Source organism: Paenibacillus maysiensis, assembly GCF_000520815.1.
Classification (GTDB): Bacteria; Bacillota; Bacilli; order Paenibacillales; family Paenibacillaceae; genus Paenibacillus; species Paenibacillus maysiensis.
Genome location: NZ_ASRY01000201.1, coordinates 14,914 through 35,091 on the forward strand (window position 1 = coordinate 14,914; position 20,178 = coordinate 35,091).

18 protein-coding genes are annotated in these 20,178 nt (G+C 49.9%); 1 reads left to right on the plus strand and 17 read right to left on the minus strand.

Going from position 1 to position 20,178, the window contains the following annotated elements:
- Positions 1 to 20 precede the first annotated feature (20 nt).
- The gene (locus tag L696_RS0114120) at positions 21 to 1,805 is read right to left on the minus strand and encodes a DAK2 domain-containing protein (protein WP_025684214.1); all 1,785 of its coding nucleotides are present in this window, start codon (positions 1,803 to 1,805) and stop codon (positions 21 to 23) included.
- Positions 1,806 to 2,316: 511 nt separating this feature from the next.
- Between L696_RS0114120 and rpmB the strand changes: the two genes are divergently transcribed.
- Positions 2,317 to 2,505, plus strand: coding sequence for a 50S ribosomal protein L28 (gene rpmB / locus L696_RS0114125; RefSeq protein WP_014282288.1), 189 nt, complete (start codon positions 2,317 to 2,319; stop codon positions 2,503 to 2,505).
- Positions 2,506 to 2,731: 226 nt separating this feature from the next.
- Here rpmB and spoVM read toward each other — a convergent pair whose 3' ends face one another.
- The 16 genes from spoVM to L696_RS0114205 all read right to left on the minus strand — a co-directional run bounded on the left by spoVM (position 2,732) and on the right by L696_RS0114205 (position 20,177).
- The gene (gene spoVM, locus L696_RS28630; RefSeq protein ID WP_014282289.1) at positions 2,732 to 2,812 is read right to left on the minus strand and encodes a stage V sporulation protein SpoVM; all 81 of its coding nucleotides are present in this window, start codon (positions 2,810 to 2,812) and stop codon (positions 2,732 to 2,734) included.
- Positions 2,813 to 3,128: 316 nt separating this feature from the next.
- A complete protein-coding gene (rpe, locus tag L696_RS0114135) occupies positions 3,129 to 3,797 on the minus strand; it encodes a ribulose-phosphate 3-epimerase (RefSeq protein WP_025684215.1) in 669 nt (222 codons plus the stop codon).
- A 4-nt stretch (positions 3,798 to 3,801) separates the two neighbouring features.
- A complete protein-coding gene (gene rsgA, locus L696_RS0114140) occupies positions 3,802 to 4,719 on the minus strand; it encodes a ribosome small subunit-dependent GTPase A (RefSeq protein WP_025684216.1) in 918 nt (305 codons plus the stop codon).
- 120 nt (positions 4,720 to 4,839) lie between these two features.
- On the minus strand, positions 4,840 to 7,092 hold the full coding sequence (gene pknB / locus L696_RS0114145; RefSeq protein ID WP_049827388.1) for a Stk1 family PASTA domain-containing Ser/Thr kinase: 2,253 nt from the start codon (positions 7,090 to 7,092) through the stop codon (positions 4,840 to 4,842).
- Complete coding sequence (locus L696_RS0114150) at positions 7,089 to 7,865, minus strand: Stp1/IreP family PP2C-type Ser/Thr phosphatase (protein ID WP_025684217.1); 777 nt, start codon at positions 7,863 to 7,865, stop codon at positions 7,089 to 7,091. The genes pknB and L696_RS0114150 overlap by 4 nt, the downstream gene beginning before the upstream one ends.
- 6 nt (positions 7,866 to 7,871) lie before the next feature.
- Positions 7,872 to 8,912: a dual-specificity RNA methyltransferase RlmN gene (gene rlmN / locus L696_RS0114155; RefSeq protein ID WP_025684218.1), complete on the minus strand. Its 1,041-nt coding sequence runs from the start codon at positions 8,910 to 8,912 to the stop codon at positions 7,872 to 7,874.
- Positions 8,913 to 9,101: 189 nt separating this feature from the next.
- A complete protein-coding gene (gene rsmB, locus L696_RS0114160; protein WP_025684219.1) occupies positions 9,102 to 10,517 on the minus strand; it encodes a 16S rRNA (cytosine(967)-C(5))-methyltransferase RsmB in 1,416 nt (471 codons plus the stop codon).
- Positions 10,514 to 11,473 (minus strand): methionyl-tRNA formyltransferase, encoded by a 960-nt coding sequence (gene fmt / locus L696_RS0114165; RefSeq protein ID WP_025684220.1) that lies wholly within the window; start codon positions 11,471 to 11,473, stop codon positions 10,514 to 10,516. Before fmt ends, rsmB begins: the two co-directional genes overlap by 4 nt.
- 6 nt (positions 11,474 to 11,479) lie before the next feature.
- Positions 11,480 to 11,977 carry a peptide deformylase gene (gene def, locus L696_RS0114170; RefSeq protein WP_025684221.1) on the minus strand — a complete coding sequence of 166 codons (498 nt, stop codon included), beginning with the start codon at positions 11,975 to 11,977 and terminating at the stop codon, positions 11,480 to 11,482.
- A 130-nt stretch (positions 11,978 to 12,107) separates the two neighbouring features.
- Positions 12,108 to 14,729: a primosomal protein N' gene (priA, locus tag L696_RS0114175; RefSeq protein WP_025684222.1), complete on the minus strand. Its 2,622-nt coding sequence runs from the start codon at positions 14,727 to 14,729 to the stop codon at positions 12,108 to 12,110.
- Positions 14,729 to 16,042, minus strand: a complete 1,314-nt coding sequence (gene coaBC, locus L696_RS0114180; RefSeq protein ID WP_025684223.1) for a bifunctional phosphopantothenoylcysteine decarboxylase/phosphopantothenate--cysteine ligase CoaBC — start codon at positions 16,040 to 16,042, stop codon at positions 14,729 to 14,731. Before coaBC ends, priA begins: the two co-directional genes overlap by 1 nt.
- Before the next feature lie 90 nt (positions 16,043 to 16,132).
- On the minus strand, positions 16,133 to 16,336 hold the full coding sequence (gene rpoZ, locus L696_RS0114185; protein WP_025684224.1) for a DNA-directed RNA polymerase subunit omega: 204 nt from the start codon (positions 16,334 to 16,336) through the stop codon (positions 16,133 to 16,135).
- 121 nt (positions 16,337 to 16,457) lie between these two features.
- The gene (gene gmk, locus L696_RS0114190) at positions 16,458 to 17,030 is read right to left on the minus strand and encodes a guanylate kinase (protein ID WP_025684225.1); all 573 of its coding nucleotides are present in this window, start codon (positions 17,028 to 17,030) and stop codon (positions 16,458 to 16,460) included.
- Between the two features lie 14 nt (positions 17,031 to 17,044).
- Positions 17,045 to 17,305, minus strand: coding sequence for an extracellular matrix/biofilm regulator RemA (gene remA / locus L696_RS0114195; protein ID WP_005548256.1), 261 nt, complete (start codon positions 17,303 to 17,305; stop codon positions 17,045 to 17,047).
- Between the two features lie 56 nt (positions 17,306 to 17,361).
- Positions 17,362 to 18,249: a YicC/YloC family endoribonuclease gene (locus L696_RS0114200; RefSeq protein ID WP_025684226.1), complete on the minus strand. Its 888-nt coding sequence runs from the start codon at positions 18,247 to 18,249 to the stop codon at positions 17,362 to 17,364.
- A gap of 35 nt (positions 18,250 to 18,284) precedes the next feature.
- Positions 18,285 to 20,177, minus strand: a complete 1,893-nt coding sequence (locus tag L696_RS0114205) for a bifunctional homocysteine S-methyltransferase/methylenetetrahydrofolate reductase (RefSeq protein WP_025684227.1) — start codon at positions 20,175 to 20,177, stop codon at positions 18,285 to 18,287.
- Position 20,178: the final 1 nt, after the last annotated feature.

The window sequence follows — 20,178 nt, forward strand, 5'->3', positions numbered from 1 at the left end:
TATGGACGCTCTACAGCCCATCAAGTTTCCACCGAAAACAGGTAAGGATAAATCGGCTGACCACCTTCATGAACTTCCACTTCAGCATCCGAATAATTTTCTTCAAGCCATGCAACGAGCAGCTCTGTATCTTCTTGCTTCGCATCCGAACCTGTGAGAATCGTAACAATCTCATCACCATTCACCAACATTTTGGTCAGCAAAAGACGAGCCGTTGCGATTAATTGTTCTTCAGTCGCTACAATTTTGGAATCCTGAATACCGATATAATGGCCGGCCGTAATGTGCAGGTCATCAAGCGTCGTATCCCGTACTGCATAGGTTACCTGCCCTGATTTCACGCGGTTGACCGCGTCCCGCATGCTGTCCTGATTGGCCTCAAAGGCTTCTTCCTCCTGAAAAGCGAATGCCGCAGCAATACCCTGAGGAATCGTCTTGCTCGGAATAACCGACACCAGGCGCTCCATCTCCAGTAGCTCACGGGCCTGCTCTGCCGCCAGAATAATATTGGAATTATTCGGCAGGATAAAAATGTGCTGAGCCGCAATCGAGCGAGCCGCATTAACAAAGTCTTCCGTACTTGGATTCATCGTCTGACCACCGGAAAGGACAACATCCACACCTAAGCTTCTGAAAATATCAGCAATCCCTTCGCCTGAAGCCACTGCTACGAAACCATAGGGTGCCAGCTCATGAGCCGGTGGCTCAGATGGCTCCTCCACACGTGCAGGCTCTGTCGGTATTTCAGCAAACCACTCAGGCTCAGGAGCGCCATCCATACCCGCAGACAACAAATCACGATGCTGCTCGCGCATATTCAGAATACGAATCTGTGTAATTTCCCCGTAACGTAGCGCCAGATTCAACACTTCGCCCGGAGCCTTGGAATGAACATGAACCTTAATAACATCATCGTCAGAAATAACAATGATAGAGTCTCCATCCACAGATAATGCTTTCCGGAAGGCTTCCTCATCAAAGTCCGTACCTTGGGCTTCTCCCAATTGTCGATTAATAAAAAATTCCATATCATATAAAAATTCAATATTTTCCGTTTCAAGCTTCGCCTGCGCCGAAATCGGTGCATCCGGTGAAGGAGCAATCACTTGCGCCGTCGGACTCTCAGATACATGAGGAGCATAAGCAGTGCGTACATTCTCCCCTTTTACAATTGGAACTGTCACCAATCCGCTTCCAAGCTGCTGCATGAACCCTTCATAAATATACACAAGTCCTTGTCCACCCGAGTCCACAACCCCTACTTGCTTCAGTACCGGAAGCATGTCCTGGGTCATGGCAAGCGTTTCCTTCGCTTTGGCAAGCACTTCTTCCATCAGTTCAGTAATGTCATTTGTCCGGCGTGAGAAAAACACAGCATGCTTGGCCGCTTCCTTCGCCACGGTAAGAATTGTACCCTCCACCGGCTTAACCACCGCCTTGTAGGCTGCATCCACCCCGCTCTGCAATGCCGATGCGAACTGAAGGGTATTCAATTCCTCGTATGGGGCAGCGTAACGGCTGAAGCCACGAAACAACTGAGACAGGATAACCCCTGAATTGCCGCGGGCTCCCATCAGCAAACCTTTGGATAATATGCCGGACATGACACCGATGGAGGAAGAATCCCCCCTCTTTAATTCTGTTACGCCCGCGCTCATCGTCAAATTCATGTTAGTTCCTGTGTCACCGTCCGGCACCGGAAATACATTAAGTGAATTGACGTGTTCCGCATGCTGCTGTAATTGTTCCGCCCCGGCTAAAACCATTGCGGTAAAATCTGTTCCATTCAAAGAACGATTACTCAAGAGAATTCCCCTTCCTAGCTTAATACACTTGTTTTGCTATCAACCTTCCGCATCGTCATGTTCATCTGTGCGGACAGGTTCAATTGAATTATACTAAAGCCAGACGACGAATACGAATGTCACACTTTCGTAAGCTTATCGTACCCACGGCCTGATCGGCCTTTCACAGGTCTATATATGAAAAACCAGTCAACCACCCGACACTGAAACATCGGCTGGAATGATAAATATGGTTCCGCCTCTGATCTGTCCGGCATGACTGGAATAAGAATTCACATTCCAACTATTACAAGAATATTCACAGCAATAGCTATCCCATATTGTACTATAATGCGTAAGAGAAATAAATAAAGTTTTTGAATCGGTTGACGGAGCTTTTTTGACTATGATATTATATATAAGTATTGTTTTGTTCAGGTTAGTGACTTACAAAGTCCGACTGACCCAGTCGGCCTGAAGAGCGACCCGTTCCATACGGAACTTGGTTATTTTCAGAATAGGAGGTGGAATCATGTCTCGTAAATGTTCTGTAACAGGCAAAAAGCCTGGCACCGGTAACCACGTATCTCACGCTAACAACCGTAATCGCCGTACTTGGGGCGTCAACGTACAGAAAGTTCGTATTCTCGTTAACGGTAAACCGAAACGCGTTTATGTCAGCACTCGTGCATTGAAGGCCGGTAAAGTAACTCGCGTGTAGTCGCAAAAAAATAACGTTATAAACAAAAGGCACCTCGTTTTAAACGGGTGCTTTTTTGGTTATTCAAAATGTTACATCCATCTGGTCCATGATGTCAAAATGTCAGGCATCTTCCCGCGCGTTCCTGCCGTTTGCTGTCGAGCTACCTGTCTGTCGTTGTGCCCGGGAAGCATGCCCTGTGTACCTTGCTCTTCATTTTGCATCCTGTGTGTACGTTACGTGCAATTCAGCTTTTCTGGAATGTATTCAGAATGGCTTTGACGAATCCACCCAGAAATCTTGGTAGCTTGATTGTATAAAACTTCATGCTTCACCCTCCCCATCATCCTCGTGCATCCGTTCTCTGTAGTTTATGCAACCTGTCAAGGGTTGTTGCCATACAAAAAAAGGCTACATGAGAATCCCGCTCATGTAACCATATTTATGCACATCTATCCCATGCTATACCATTAGACAAGTCCACGAACATACAGATATGCTGAGAGTATGAAAATAAAACAGCACAATCAGAACGGCAACGAGTGAAAGAAGAGCGTTCCAAGGAGCCTTCACCAGTGAGAAGCAACTTAGGATCTCACCTGTCACCATACTCGCTACCGTCATCCACAGCGCTTCGCTCAGCTTCACTTGGACGAATGAGCTGCACTGTCCCGAATAGCCGCAATAGCCGCTCCACGGTCCGCTCTGCCGAATACCGCACTACCAGCCACCAGAACATCAGCCCCTGCTTCAAATACGGCTGGTGCCGTCTCCTCCGCAATGCCTCCGTCTACCTCAATATGTACATCCGGACGGCCGATTTCATTCAACCATGTGCGAATCTGTCTGATTTTATCCAGCGTCTCCGGAATAAAAGACTGACCCCCAAATCCAGGGTTAACTGTCATAACCAGAATCATGTCTACATTGGGCAGCACTTCCTTGATCGCATATGGAGAAGTGCCCGGATTAAGGGCCACACCCGCAAGAGCACCTTGCTGCTTGATCAAATGGATGACCCCGTGCAGATGAACACAAGCCTCGGCATGAACGGTGACGATATTAGCTCCTGCCTTCACAAAATCGCCAATGTAACGTTCAGGATGCTCAATCATCAGATGAACGTCCAGAGGAAGACTCGTATGCGGACGAATAGCCTGAACGATAGGAGGCCCTAAGGTAATGTTGGATACAAAATGACCATCCATGACATCCACATGAATCCAGTCTGCTCCACCTGCTTCAGCTTCCGCAACTTCACTGCCCAAGCAGGCAAAATCAGCTGATAAGATCGACGGTGCTATTTTTAACATATGCTCAGTACCTCCGTTTTTTTTCTTTTAATTCCTGATAGAACTGCAAATAGTTATCATATCGGCCCTGCGAAATATGTCCTTCTGCCAAGGCCTCTCTCACTTTACAGCCAGGTTCGTGAATATGGGTACAGCCCCGGAACTTGCATCCTTCTGCATACGACTGGAATTCACGGAAACATGGAGATAACTCATCCACACCCAGCTCCAGGAAATCCAGTTGGCTGAAACCCGGTGTATCTGCTACAAAACCGCCATTGTCGAGTGGAATTAATTCTACATGACGAGTCGTATGCCGTCCCCGGCCCAGCTTATTGCTAATGGCGCTCGTCTCCAGCGTTAAGCCGGGTTCCAACGCATTAAGCATGGAAGACTTCCCAACACCTGACTGCCCGGAAAACACGCTGATTTGACCAGCCAACAGCTTCTTAAGCTCAGCCGTACCTTCCCCGGTACGGGCACTGGTCACCAGCACCTCATAACCAATCTTCCTGTACATTTCCTGAACAGCCAAAACCGTCCCATCCTCCGAAGGACTGCCCTCATACAAATCGCGCTTTGTCAGACAGATAATCGTATCCAGCCCGGCGTGCTCAATATGCACCAAAAATTTGTCCAGCAGCGGCAGATTTAAATCCGGCTCACGCAGGGAAAACAACAGTACGGCAAGCGTAGTGTTAGCCACTGGCGGGCGAATAAGCTCCGTCGTGCGCTTCCTAATCTCATTAACCATACCTTCCCCGTTTTCAGTCAGTTCGTAAACGACCCGGTCGCCGACAAGCGGCGTAATCTCTTTTTTCTTAAAAATTCCGCGTGCTCTGCATTGTACCGTAGCTTCGCCGGATACAGGCCGCCCATTCTGATCCAGACTGGAGACATAATAATATCCGCTGAGCGCCTTGACGATCAGACCTTCAGGCATGTGTAAGCCGTCCTCCTTTATATGTTTAAGTTCCAAAATTCGAATAATGAAAGCGAATAACGGACAGTATACTGACCTCCGGCAAGATTACTGGTGCTTTACAGCCTCAATGACTTCACCCTATTTTTTGTAAAGGCCCGTTTCCTTACCTGAATGGTTTGTGTGTTTAACGGCAAACTCACCACGTGTTACGCCCGTGGAGCCCGTTTCGGGGGCAAGAGCGGACGGTTCACCATTACCTTCGGTGCCATCCTGATTGATCGAGTCCTCCCCGTTATTACCACTATCATTTGAAGTATCCTCGCTATTCCCTTGTTCGCCGCTTCCACTGCCATTCTGTGGAGAAGTACCTTCTGGCGTATCCGTCGGTGTGGTCCCAGCAGGCGGAGCAATTTGAGGCATCGTCACCGTTCCATTCTTCGCGTCAATATAAGAAACGGGATACGTATCGACAAATTGTCCATCTTTGTATACAGAGACAACACTGTCCTTGTTCGGAGCCAGCAACAGATTAATAGTGAACACTTGTGTCGTATTAATCGTACGGCTTCCCCATTCCTGGTTTTCTCCACGTGCATCCGTATAAGTGATACGAATCTTGCTGTTTTTACCCTCTTCCTTCGGCGCAACTGGCACATTAAATGGCAGTGTAATCGCTTCTGGCGGATAACCAGTGCTTACATAAAACGTAATTTCCGTATTTGGAGGCAAATCACTGCCAGCCTCTGACGGCCACTGCTTGGTTACTTTGCCTTTTTCCTGCTCATAGCTGAATTCCTCTTTGACCGAGCCAACCTTCAATCCAGCACTTTTGACCTCATTTTCCGCTTCTTTCTGCGTCTTGCCCACCAGATTTGGCATTTTCACGGTAGCAGCGCCCTTGCTGACCGTTAGCACCACCTGTACCGTATCTTTATCAAAGGACTCATTCGCCGCTGGTGTCTGACTTAGGACGGTTCCCACCGCCTGATCACTGAACTGCTCATTCCGCTGAATCTGTGTCTCCTTGATCTGCTGGGAGGTCAACAGCTTGACAGCAGCATCATAGCTCTGTCCTTTGACATCCGGCATCGGAGTCAGCGGCTTGGCAACCCCGACTTTCAGTTCAATTTCTGTTCCCTTCTTAACCACAGATTCCTGTGGATAGCTCTGATAAAAAACAACTCCGGGTGCAACCCCGTCCTTATATTCATGCTTAATCGGGTCCTTAACGGTCAACCCGGACTGACTGATCAACAACTTGGCCTGGTCCTCGGTCTTGGTCAACACATTCGGCACTACAACGTCAGGAACGACGAGCAAATTTTGCACATAGTACACTACGCCACCCATACAAAGAAGCAACACAAGCACCAGCGTGATCCACAAGATCGGCTTCTTTTTACTTTTTTTAGCCGTTTGCTTGCTCTGAAGCTTTTCAGAATCGCCGGATCGAGCAGGCTCGTCGTCTCCACGGGAGGACATTCCCATTTGCTGAGGCTTAATAGCCGGAATAACCCGCGTTTGATCCTCGTCATCCAAATGTGTAAATTCCAGTTTCGATTCATTACGGCGTCCCGGCAGCAGACATGTCTCTAAATCTTTTAGCATTTCATCCGCAGATTGATAACGTTCCTCCGGATTTTTACGCATGGATTTTAAAATGACGTTTTCTACACTTTGCGGAATCAACGGATTAATTTTGCGCGGTTCCTCAAATTCCTCTTGCAGATGCTTGAGCGCCACACTGATCGGACTTTCTCCCAGAAAAGGAAGCTGCGCCGTCAGCATTTGGTATAAGACAATCCCTAGAGAATATAAGTCCGATTTCTCGCCGGTGACGACTCCCTTCGCATGCTCAGGTGAAAAGTAATGGACAGAGCCCACCACAGAGCCTGTCTGGGTAATCGTCGTTGACGTGACAGCTCTAGCAATCCCAAAATCGGTTACCTTGACCCGTCCGTTGCGCCCGATCAATATATTATGCGGTTTAATGTCCCGGTGAATAATCTGATTTTGGTGAGCGTGCTCCAGTGCATCACAAATTTGAGAAGCGATCCGTACCGCTTCATCCACTTGCAGCGGGGCACGTTCCTTAATAATTTCGTTCAGATTTTTGCCTTCTACGCACTCCATTACAATATAATGGATTTCATCCTCTTGGCCGACATCATAAATACTGACCACATTCGGATGGGAAAGCGAGGCCGCAGACTGCGCCTCACGCCGAAACCGGCGAATAAATTCATCATCATGGACAAATTGCTGACGCAGCACCTTGACCGCCACATTACGATTCAGCAGAATGTCTTGAGCCTTGTACACCAGCGCCATACCGCCGCCGCCGATGCGCTCAATAATTTCGTATCTTCCCCCAAGCAGGTGCCCGATCATGCGTCACACCCCTTTTCACTCAATGAAGCTGTGTCATCGGGCAATTCAAACAAAGCTACCGTGATGTTGTCGTCGCCTCCGGCAAGCAGCGCCAGATGCAGCAGACGATCCGCTCGTTCCTCCAGAGGGTTCTCGGCGGCACCTACTACTTTACTAATTTGCTCCTCCGTCACCAGATTACTCAGCCCGTCGCTGCACAGTAACAGCACATCTCCTTTTTCCAGGGAAATGGAGTCAATATCCACCTGCACCTCGGAATCAGTGCCCAGCGCCCGTGTTAACACATTGCGGCGGGGATGGTTCTCCCGCTCTTCCTTGCTGATCTGACCGTTTTTGAATAACTCATTGACCAGTGTGTGATCTTCTGTAATCTGACGTACCACTCCATTAGAAATCACATAGGCACGGCTGTCCCCGATATGTCCGATAATCCCGGAGGCATCGTTTAGCAAAACGGCTACAACCGTTGTCCCCATATTATGATACTTGTCATCGTGGGCAGCCGTCTGGAAGATAACTTCATTAGCATGCAAAATAGCGTCGCTAAGCGCCGCTGTCAAAGAATGCGCGGATAACCCGCTCTCCAGCGTCGCCAAATCAGCGGCAAGTGTTTCTACCGCGAGGCGGCTGGCCGTATCACCGGCCAAATGCCCGCCCATGCCATCGGCAACAATTCCCAGAATATATCCCTGCTCCAAGTGCCTGATCCAGGCAGAATCCTCATTCACCGAACGCACACGTCCGACGTGGCTGACATGAACTGTTTTGATCAAATGGTCTCACCCCAACTCCATATGCTTTGCACGCAACTGGCCGCACGCAGCGGCGATATCATGACCCTGCTCACGCCGGATCGTCACATTGACGCCTTTCTCGGCAAGAATGCGCTGGAAATTGAAAATATCGCTGCGCGATGTGCGCACATACTTGCGCTCAGGTACATGGTTAACCGGAATCAGGTTGACGTGGCACAGCATGTCCTTCAGCACGTCCGCCAGTTCTTCGGCATGTTCCGCCTGATCATTCACTCCGCCAATCAAGGCATATTCAAACGAAATTCTCCGGCCTGTTTTAGCAAGATAGTAACGAAGCGATTCCATAACATCCTGAAAAGGATAACGCCGGTTTACAGGCATCAGCTTCGAACGAAGCGCATCATTAGGCGCATGAATGGATATTGCCAGATTAATCTGGGTATCCTCGTCCGCGAATTTGTAAATATTCGGCACGATACCGCTAGTCGACACCGTAATGTGACGCTGACCAATATTGAGGCCCTTTTCATGAATCATTGTACGTAAAAATGTCATGGTCGCTTCATAATTTTCAAAAGGTTCACCCGAGCCCATAATGACGATGCTGCTCACACGCTCATTCGTCTTATCCAAAATTTTCTGTGCCTGAACGACCTGCGCGGTAATTTCACCGGCGGTCAGGTTACGTTTGAGTCCCCCAAGCGTCGAAGCGCAGAATGTACAGCCGATTCGGCAGCCCACTTGAGTCGTTACACAAATACTGTTTCCGTAATTGTGTCTCATAATAACTGTCTCGATAGCATGATCATCATGCAGACCAAACAGGAATTTTACCGTACCGTCCTTCGACTCCAGCTTTGTAATTTCATGAAGCGTCACAAAGCTGAACTGGTCCTCGAGCTTCTCTCTTAGCGACTTGGACAAATTCGTCATCTCACTGAAATCATTGACCCGCTTTACATACAGCCAGTCAAAAATTTGTCCTCCGCGAAAAGCAGGCTCGCCATTACGCTTGGCCCAGTCCTGCAACTCCTCCAGAGTTAAATCATATATAAAAGGTTTCATCAATGTTTGCACCCGTTCCTTCTTCATTAAGTTCTGTTTAATTCTCACAGACAGTGTTTTTCATTCTTCCTATTTTAGCACAAATCCCGGAGGGGGTAAAAATTTTTCATCTCAATGCAAAAACCGCCGGATGATATCCGGCGGAATGTGGAAATGTTGGTGGTTGACTGCCTGCGGGATTCTTACGAACTACTTCACCCGGCGCAGACGTGCGATATAAAATCCGTCGCTGTGAAAATGCTGTGGCAATAGCTGTACCGAGCCTGGCTGAGTATGGTCCATGCCATCAGTTACGTCCGGGAAGGAATGTCCTTCTGCCAGCTCATACTCGGGATGCTCACTTAAAAAGCGAGTGATTTGTCCCTCATTTTCATCCGGTTCAATTGTGCATGTACTGTACACCAGAATACCCCCCGGCTTCAAAAGCTCAGCTACGCTGTCCAGCAGCTCATACTGGAGCTGTGTGATGTCGCGGACATCCTGTGGAGTTTTACTCCAGCGCAAATCAGGCTTGCGGCGGATCACTCCAAAACCGGAGCATGGCGCGTCGAGCAAGACGCGGTCAAATGACGCCGGAGCATAACGAGTTTTCAACTCAAGTGCGTCCCCGGTGACCGTTTCCACGGCATCCAGTCCTAGCCGATCTGCCTGTTCCTGGATTAGCCGATGTTTGTGAGCATGCAGATCGTTGGCGATAATCCGGCCCTGATCCTTCATTAACTCAGCCATATGAGCTGTTTTGCCGCCCGGAGCAGCGCAGCAATCCAGTACCAGCATATCCGGCTCAGGTGCAACCGCCTCGGCGACGAGCATAGAGCTTTCATCCTGCACGGACAGCAAGCCGTCCGTATACCAGGAAGTGAGCGCCATATTTCCGCCGCTACGAACGACAATTCCGTAAGGGCTAACCGCCGATGGAACAGCATCCAACCCTTTCGCAAGCATCTCGTTCAAGAGTTGATCACGACTGGTCATTGTCGTGTTCACCCGTACGCTGACCGCAGGTGGCTCATTATTAGCGCGGCAGATGGCTTCCGCAATATCCACACCGTATTGCTTGATCCAGCGCTTAACCAGCCACTGCGGATGGGAATGCTCCAATGCAATCCGTTCCTCGGCTGACAGCCCGTCAGGAATGCGAAGCTTGTCCGGCTCACGCAGCATGCTGCGCAGCACGCCGTTGACCATCCCCGAAATCCCCTGGTGTCCACGCCGCTTGGCAATGGTAACTGCTTCACTAACGACTGCATGATCCGGAATACGATCCAGATATACGATCTGGTACACACTCATTCGCAGCAACGAACGTACCCAAGCCTGAAGCTTGGCCGTTCCTTTCTGAACAAACTTGTTCAGAAAATAATCCAGCGTATTTCGGCGTGCAACTGTACCGTATACAAGTTCCGTCGCCAAACCAGCGTCACTCGCGGACAAGCCCGCCTGTTGAAGCCGACGGTTCAGCTCAAGGTTGCTATATGCACCCTCCTGCTCAACTCCCGTCAGCACGTCCAACGCAACTTCCCTAGCCGTCTGTTTACGAGTCTTGCCTGCTCTGGCACCAGCCTCCCTGCCTTGGCCTCCCTGACGGGAGTGACCGCCGCTCACCCGAGCACCGTGCCCGGCTTCATCTGGCCGCCACGCGCAAAGTTCCCGGCTTCCATAACCTTCTTGCCTGCCGGCTGCACCTGTGTTAGCCAGAGCGTGCCCTTGCCCGTCTGTACTTCAATGCCACGGGCAGTCACTTGCAGAACTGTCCCGGGTGCCGGAGCATTTGCACTAGCTGCTTCACTATGGATGGAAGGCTGCTCAGCCGCCCATATTTTAAAAACATTTTCTTCCCACAGCGTAAATGCACCGGAAAACGGAACCAGCCCGCGAATCCGGTTGTATATTTGCTGCGCACTATCATTCCAAGGAATACGCTCATCGTCGCGGTTCAGGTTCGGGGCATAGGTTGCCTCATCATCGTTTTGCGGTGTACGACCCGATTGCCCTGCCAGCAGCTTGGGCAGCTCATCCTGTAAAAGCTTCGATCCAGCTATGCTCAGCTTCTCAAAAATCGTACCGGATGTATCCTCCGGTTCAATAGCAACCTCAACCCGCGATATCATATCGCCAGTATCCAGTCCTTCCGCCATATACATCAGCGTCACGCCCGTAACGGTTTCGCCGTTAATAATGGCACGCTGAATTGGCGCCCCTCCCCGATAACGGGGAAGCAGCGAACCATGCACATTCAGGCAGCCAAAACGGGGCAAGTCCAATACGGATTTAGGCAAAATCTGCCCATAGGCCGCTGTCACGATCAGATCAGGATGCAGCTCCGCCACCTGAGCCACCGCTTCCGGCTGGCGCAGGCGGGTCGGTTGAAGCACGGGCAACCCGCGCTTCTCCGCTGCTTCCTTGACTGGCGTAGGCGTCAATATTTTTTTCCGTCCCTGCGGCTTATCCGGCTGCGTAATAACACCGACTACGTTGTAGCCATTGTCCAGCAGCATGTTCAACGAAGGCACAGCGAAATCCGGCGTGCCCATAAAGACGATACGAATGTCTTGACTCATCGAACCTCACTCTCCTGTCTGACGGTTCGGTCCTGGCTGTTCCGGAGCAACCTCATATACTTTTTCCGCAATATCCGTGAACAAAACTCCGTTCAAATGGTCAATTTCATGTTGAAAAGCACGAGAAAGCAATCCTGTCGCTGTCACTGTAATCGCCTTACCCTCGCGGTCCAGCCCCTTGACGGTAACCTTCTCGGCACGACGCACATCACCATTTAACCCAGGAATACTCAGGCAGCCCTCAGCACCAAATTGCTCGCCTTCTTCGGACACAATTTCAGGATTAATCATTTTAATTAAACCGTGCTCATCCCCGGCATCCACAACGATTAGACGCTTCAAAATACCTACCTGTGGAGCAGCAAGACCCACTCCCTCAGCTTCATACATGGTATCTGCCATATCGTCGAGCAGCTTTTGCACATTAGGCGTAATTTTAGTAACTTCCTTTGCTACTTTGTGCAGCACATCATCCGGTTCCAACACTATAATTCTAATTGACATGACAATAGAACACCTTCCTCTTTATCCTTCATTTAAGCTTCGTCGTATTTACAACAAGCGCGACTGCTACATTATCCTATGTACGGACGGCTTGTCCGCATTAACTATGCCGAAAACTTTTGCGCATACACTACATAAGCATTTGCGGATCAACATCCAGACTGATCAGCAGCTTTTGGGCCTGTGCGGATTCCGCCATTTCATCAGCCACCTGCTGAGCCAGACCAATCGCGTCTATATTTCCACGCCATTTTATCATACATTGAAATCGGTATCTATTCTTGATTCTCGAAATCGGTGAAGCTACAGGTCCCAAAATGTCAAGCACATCCGATGTAAGCCGATCCATATTGCCGAACCAGCCCCTTTGTCTCGCCCTTCCCTGTAGAGTGGCTGAATAGTTCTCAGCCAGTCGAACCAGTACCGGGAGCTGTTCATGAGAAAAGGTCACCAAAATGAGACGGCAATACGGTGGATAATGCAGATTACGGCGGTGTTTCAATTCTTCCCTGACAAAAGAACCGTAGTCGTGCCGACTCGCGTGAATAACCGAATAATGCTCCGGTGTATAGGTTTGCACGAACACTTCTCCAGGCAATTGATGCCGTCCGGCGCGTCCGGCTACCTGTGTTAACAACTGGAATGTCTTTTCCGCAGCCCGAAAATCCGGTAAATTAAGCGCCGAATCCGCTGTAATGACACCTACCAGCGTCACATCGGGAAAATCCAGTCCTTTGGCAACCATTTGGGTGCCGAGCAGTACATCCGCTTTTTTATCACGAAATTGCTTGAGCAGCTTTTCATGGGCATTTTTCTCCGTCGTTGTATCGACGTCCATCCGCACGACACGTATACCGGGAAACAGCTTTGCCAATTCCTCTTCCACTCGCTGAGTACCTGTGCCAAAGTAGCGAATATGCTCACTACCGCATTCCGGGCAGACCTGAGGCACGGGCTCAGAATAGCCGCAGTAATGGCAACGTAAATTATTCGAACGCTGATGATATGTGAGCGAAATATCGCAATGCGGGCAACCCGCCACATAGCCGCAGCTACGGCACATGACGAACGTGGAATGTCCGCGCCGATTCAGCAGCAATACTGTCTGTTCCTTGCGCTCCAGCCGCTCTGCGATTCCGTTATGCAATGCACGGCTGAACATGGAACGGTTGCCAGCACGCAGTTCCTCACGCATATCCATGATATGCACCTCGGGTAATGAGTTCCCTAGTGCGCGAGTCGGCATTTCAAGCAGCAGCGGCGCAAACTCGTCACTGCTTTGCGAGCGAGCCGCATAATAGCTTTCCAGCGACGGCGTAGCCGAGCCAAGAATAACCACTGCCCCATGCTGATGGGCTCTGCGTACGGCCACGTCACGCGCGTGGTATTTGGGTGTCTCTTCCTGCTTATAGGAGGTTTCATGTTCCTCATCCATAATAATAAGACCCAGTTCACGAAAAGGCGCAAACACAGCCGAGCGAGCGCCAATCGCCACCTTCACACGACCCTCGCGTATTTTGCGCCACTCGTCGTAACGTTCGCCCCCGGACAGTCTGCTGTGCATCACCGCCACCTGATCGCCAAAGCGACCTTTAAAGCGTTCTACCATTTGTGGTGTTAACGATATTTCCGGAACCAGTACAATCGCCTGACGATTCTGCTCGATACAGCGCTGAATCGTCTGTAAATAAATTTCCGTCTTACCACTGCCCGTAACTCCATGGAGTAAATAAGCTCCTTGCTCACGCGTATCCAACTGCCGAATGATCCGTTCATACACGTATTGCTGCTCTTCGGTGAGCGGCAATGGCTGCGTAGGTTTGAAGTTTCTACCACGATAAGGATCGCGGAACACCTCTACATCCTCAAGCACCACATAGCCCTTATCCTCAAGCGCCTTGACCGTTGCAGCTGATACACTAAGCGAAGTCATGACTTCCTTCAGCGGCAGAGGCAGAAACTCGCTACGTTCCAGCAAAAAAGCAAGTATCTCCCGCTGGCGCTGCGCTTTGGCCGAAAACTGTTCCAGCGCCGCTGATGCCTCTTCTATGCTGATAGCCAAATCCACGGCTTTCATGGTCTTCTTGCCAAGCTTGTCTTTAATAACCTGACTCTCCTGAAGCACACCCCTGCGCAACAGCGATTTAATAACCTCCGCTTCTTCGGGGAAACGGCGGCTTAGCTGCTGAAGCGGGACTTGCTCCTTCTCCTGAATAAAGCTGACAATCTGGCGTTCAGCCGGGTCGCTCATGCCATCATCGGTAAGGAGAGCCCATTCGGGTTCTCCCCTCATATCCGGCCGCATGGCTCGATGTGTATCCGCTTCTGAACCGTAATTCAAAACGTCAGCAGCAGGCGAATGATCTGTGAACTCATGCTGCTCAGCGATAGAAATATAACGTTCGGCCTTGCCCTTTAACGCTGTAGGAATCATCACTTGCAGCGCCATAATCTGATTGCAGGCATAGCGTTCGCTCATCCATTTACCCAGTTCTACCAGATCCGGAGACAAGGGCGGTACCAAATCCAGCAGCTCCTGTATCGCCCTCATCCGATATTTCGGCGGCTCCTCAGCAGGTACTACCGAGATGACAAAAGCCTGCACCGTCCGTTTGCCGAACGGCACTGCAACCCGGCTACCCGGCTCAATCCATGGCCGCACCGACTCCGGGATCAGATAATCGAAAGTACGATCCGTATCCTTGGCGGGCACATCGACAATAACCTTGGCAACTAAATTGCCCATCTCCATTAATGCAACACCCCGCCCATACGTTCAGCCGCAATCGCAAGCAGCTTACGCGCTACTTCTTCCTTCGACTGCACAGGAATACGTTCTACCATCCCGCTGCGGTCGTAAATTTGTACAGCATTCGTATCGACGCCAAAGCCTGCTCCATCAGCAGTTACATCGTTAGCTGCGAGAAGGTCACAATTTTTCCGTTCCAGCTTATCCATGGCATACGTCTCCAGGTTCCCGGTTTCTGCAGCAAAGCCGATTAAAAATTGATGCTTCTTGCTGCGTCCGAGTGACTCCAGAATATCGACATTCTTCACTAACTCCAGCGTAAATGTACTATCTTTCTTTTTGATCTTGGTTTGTGCAGCCTCACGCGGTCGATAGTCTGCAACCGCAGCAGCCATCACGACCAAATCGCTGTCTTTCCACTCTCTGAGCACAGCGCTATACATGTCGTCAGCGGATTGAACTCTCTCAATTGAAATGCCCACAGGAGGCTCCACGCTTGTATTTGCAGCAATCAAATGCACATCGGCACCCATCGCCTCAGCCACTTTTGCAATAGCAAAGCCCATTTTACCGGAAGAATCATTCGTAATATAACGGACCGGATCAATTCTCTCGATCGTGCCTCCAGCAGTTACAATCACTTTTTTGCCTGACAACAGCCGTTCATCGCCATTCAGCAGCGAACCTTGCAATTGTCCACCCGAATCCACAGCTTCTCCGCCAAACCAACGTGGCTCCGGCTTGTTGGTGACGCCCTTACTTTCCTGCTCTTGCTGTTCAAAATATCGTTCTACCGTCTGTACGATGGTTTCAGGCTCTTCCAGCCGCCCTTTGCCAACATAACCACAAGCCAGCAATCCTTCACCCGGCTCAATCATCATGACACCGCGGGATACGAGCGTCTCCATATTTTGCATTACTGCGGGATGAGTGTACATATGCACGTTCATAGCAGGTGCTGCCATAATAGGTGCTGTCGTAGCCAGCAGCGTTGTAGACAGCATATCATCGGCAAGCCCATGCGCCATTTTACCGATGATATTCGCAGTTGCAGGAGCAACCAACACCAGATCCGCCTTGTCCGCCAGATGAATATGGGATACGACGGACGGTTCTCTTTCATCAAACGTGTCACTGTATACCGGATTACGAGAGAGCGACTGAAGCGTAAGCTCAGTAATAAACTCCTTCGCGGATGCCGTCATAATCACATGAACCTCGGCTCCCTTTTGCGTTAGCTTACTACACAGCGCAGCCCCTTTATAAGCGGCAATACCGCCGGTAATACCAAGAATAATGACTTTCCCCTTCAACATCGTTAACTCCCCCTGACCGAAAAAAATAACAACCTTGCGGTTGTCAAAGGAATTGGCATTGCGCCCGGTTATAATAATTGTCTATAATTCTTATTCGTCTTCGCCGCTTTCAAGACGCAGATGACCCTCGTAAATCTCTTCCAACGCCACTCCAACTTGCTTGTGGGATTTAGGATTCTTGAGAGTCGTCTTTTCACCCTCGCGCAACTGTCTGGCACGGCGTGAAGCCGCTACAACCAACGAATACTTACTATCTGCCTTTTTCATCATTTCATCAATGGAAGGATACAGCACGAATAGACACCTCTTCATGTAGTTTTGGGACTATACAAGCTGAACTCCAGTGTACATTTTCGAGTTCAGCTTGTATAGTAACTTTCTCTTTAAATACGCTTGGCATATGTAAAGCCCTCGTTTATGGATGGACCTTACAATGTTCGGCGATAATAATGGATTCTATTCGTTTACAAGCGAAATCAATCTCATCATTGACAACCGCATAATCATAGTGACGCAACAGATTCATTTCATCCACAGCTACCGACATGCGGTGATCAATGGTTGCCTGAGTTTCTGTACCCCGTCCCCGAATCCGATCCTTTAATTCATCCAGCGAAGGCGGAAGCAGGAAAATGAAAATGCCATCAGGAAATTTCTCCTTCACTTTGAGCGCTCCCTGAACCTCAATCTCCAGAAAAATATCTTTTCCCTGCGCAAGCGTCTGATCTACAAAATCACGCGGAGTGCCGTAATAGTTACCGACGTACTCTGCATGCTCCAGCAGCTCATCCCGTTCAATCATGCCCAAAAACTGTTCACGCGACTTAAAAAAGTAGTTAACTCCGTCCTGTTCACCCGTGCGGGGCGAGCGGGTTGTCGCGGAAACGGAGTATGTCAATTCCGGCAGTTTTTCACGCAGTGCGTTGCCTACCGTTCCTTTGCCGACACCCGAAGGTCCGGATAATACAAATAATAATCCCTTAGCCATAGTACACTCCATTTTTATTCGTCATTGTCATCATCTTTAGTGGATAGTCGATGAGCGACCGTTTCCGGCTGCACCGCAGACAAAATCACATGATCACTGTCCGTTATAATAACAGCCCGTGTCCGGCGGCCATAGGTAGCGTCAATCAACATATGACGGTCCCTGGCTTCTTGTATAATCCGTTTGATCGGAGCAGACTCCGGACTGACGATGGAGATAATTCGGTTGGCCGACACGATATTGCCGAAGCCAATATTGATCAATTTGATTGCCATATTCAGGTCTTTCCCCCTATACATGTGACTATTGCAGCCGTGCCGCTACCAGGTAGCTACTCGATGTTTGCAGCCTGCTCACGAATTTTTTCCAGCTCCGCCTTCATCTCCACGACTAAATTAACTAGCACAAGATGGTTGGCCTTGGAGCCGATCGTGTTGACTTCCCTGTTCATTTCCTGGATTAAAAAGTCTAATTTGCGGCCGGCTGGCTCGTCCGACAGCAGCAATCCCCTGCATTGCCCAAAGTGACTTTGAAGCCGGGTAAGCTCCTCATCAATACTGCTGCGATCCGCGAATAAAGCAATCTCCATTCCGAATTTATGCTCATCAAGCGTAAATGAACCGTCCTGAAGCTCAGTAAGTCTGTGTTTTAGCCTGTTACGGTAGTCGCTCACAACATGAGGAGCCAGCACCGTCATTTCATGATGCAGGGATTCCAGACGCGAAATGCGGGATTCCACATCCTGCGCCAAATGCCCGCCTTCTCGCCTTCTCATGTCCAGCAGTCCTTGCAACGCTTCATTCAAAGCTTGCTGAAGCTGCTCTTCCCAGCCCTCTTCCTCTCCATCGCAAGCCTCACCGGGCTCACCCAGAACGTCAGGCAACGCAAGAATATCGCTTATACCCAACGTTCCCTTCACACCGTACCGATCCGCCAGCTGCTCCGCTGCATGCAAGTAAGCCTGCACTACAGTGTCATTCAACCGTGCGGCGGGTATCTGTTCTTCATCACGTTCCCTGTGAATGAAGACGTCGACACGGCCGCGCTTGATCTGCTGTTGAACCGTTCTTCTCAAGCCATCTTCATAACGAGTCCATTCGCGTGGAATCCTCATCATCACTTCGCAATAGCGGTGATTCACCGATTTCAGCTCCAAGCGCACTTTATAGCCTTCATAATGAAGGATGGCTTGACCGTATCCGGTCATACTCAATGACATCGGCATCACATCCATTATACTATTGTAATTGATTATTATAGTCGAAACAAGGGGGCCTGCACACGGCTGGATTTTTGCCATACATAAGAAGTCAGCTCCGCCGTCATTTCATAGAACATAAATGGAGTCATTAAATAGATACCGTTAAAATGCTCCATCGCCGTATCAAGCAGCTCCTTGGCAATGGTTACGCCCATTGCTCGGCCTTCTGCACCCTCCAGACCAGACATACGCGCACGAACCTCGTCGGACAACTGAATCCCGGGTACCTCATTGTGCAAGTACTCCGCATTGCGCCCGCTGGCCAGCGGCATAATACCGATAAAAATCGGCACCTCTAAATGACGAGTCTGTTCCGCCATGGATATAATCAGTTCGCGGTCGTAAACGGGCTGGGTCATAATGTAATCCGCACCGGAAGCAATTTTCTTCTCCAGCCGCTGCACAGCTTTACCCAAATGCTTGACATTGGGATTAAAGGCGGCCCCCACCACAAAATTAGCTTTTTGCTTGAGTGGCTTGCCAGAAAAAGCGATACCGTCATTCAACTGCTTGATCATACGTATAATTTCAAAAGAAGTCATATCATACACCGAGCTGGCACCCGGCAAATCACCAAACCGCGCCGGATCTCCCGTAACGGCCAATACATGATCAATGCCCAGCGCATCAAAGCCCATCATATGGGACTGGGTACCAATCAGGTTACGGTCACGGCAGGCAATATGAATTAACGGGCGCAAGCCCGTTTCAAGGCTCACCAGATGTCCAAGCGCCATGTTGCTCATGCGAGTAACCGCAAGTGAATTGTCTGCGAGCGTAAGCGCATCGGCCCCGGCCGCTTTCAACGCCTGTGTCCCTTGCATGAACCGCGTAATGTCCAGATCGCGCGGAGGATCAAGCTCTACAATGACCGTATGCCGTTCCTTGACCAATTCCACAATGTTGGGTTCGCTGGCGTTTCTACCGTTGCCCTGTTCCCCTTCACGTGCAATCTGTTCCGGCTCAGCCACAATGACTGGCCCATCCAGCAGTAACTCTCTTGGAGCCAGCGGAGGAGGCTGCAAACCATTCAAAGCTTTAGAAATGGCTGAGATATGCTCTGGTGTGGTACCGCAGCAGCCACCGATGATTCTCGTACCCAGCTCTATGAAGGAAGCGGCGCATTCCCCAAAATATTCAGGCGATGCACCATACACATAGTGACCATCCACATAATCCGCCAGACCCGCATTAGGATATACCGACAGCGGTACAGACAGCGGACCATCCAGTTGCTCCATCACGCTCATAATCCCCTGCGGACCGGAGTGGCAGTTAAATCCGAGAATATCCGCCCCCTCATTACGCAACACCGTAAAAGCCTCCGCCACCGAAAAGCCTTCCTGTGTACGACCAACCTGATCGACCGCGAACTGACAAATCACCGGAATACTACTGTATTTACGTACACCACGAAGCGCAATGCGCACTTCATCCAGCGAATAGAACGTTTCGCACAAAATGCCGTCTACCCCTTCGGAGAGAAGTGCATCAATCTGCTGATCATAGTTACGTGCCAGCTCTGCCTTGGATATATTAAGTCGTTTGCCACCGCATATGGAACCTACCGCACCCACCACATAATGCTCCGGGTCAGCCGCTGCTCTGGCAATTCTCACCCCGGCACGGTTAATTTCTTCCACCTTGGATTCCAGCCCGAATCGGGCCAGCTTATAATCGTTTGCAGAAAACGTATTGGTCTCCAGCAACCGTGCTCCCGCTTGTAAATACTGACGATGCACGTCTGATATGACGTCAGGCGACGTTATATTCAGCTCTTCGTAAGAAGTATTTACCGGAAATCCAAGCTGATATAAAAAGGTTCCCATTGCGCCGTCTCCGACAATAATTTCACGATCCAGTACAGTACGCAAATCCGGTTTCATA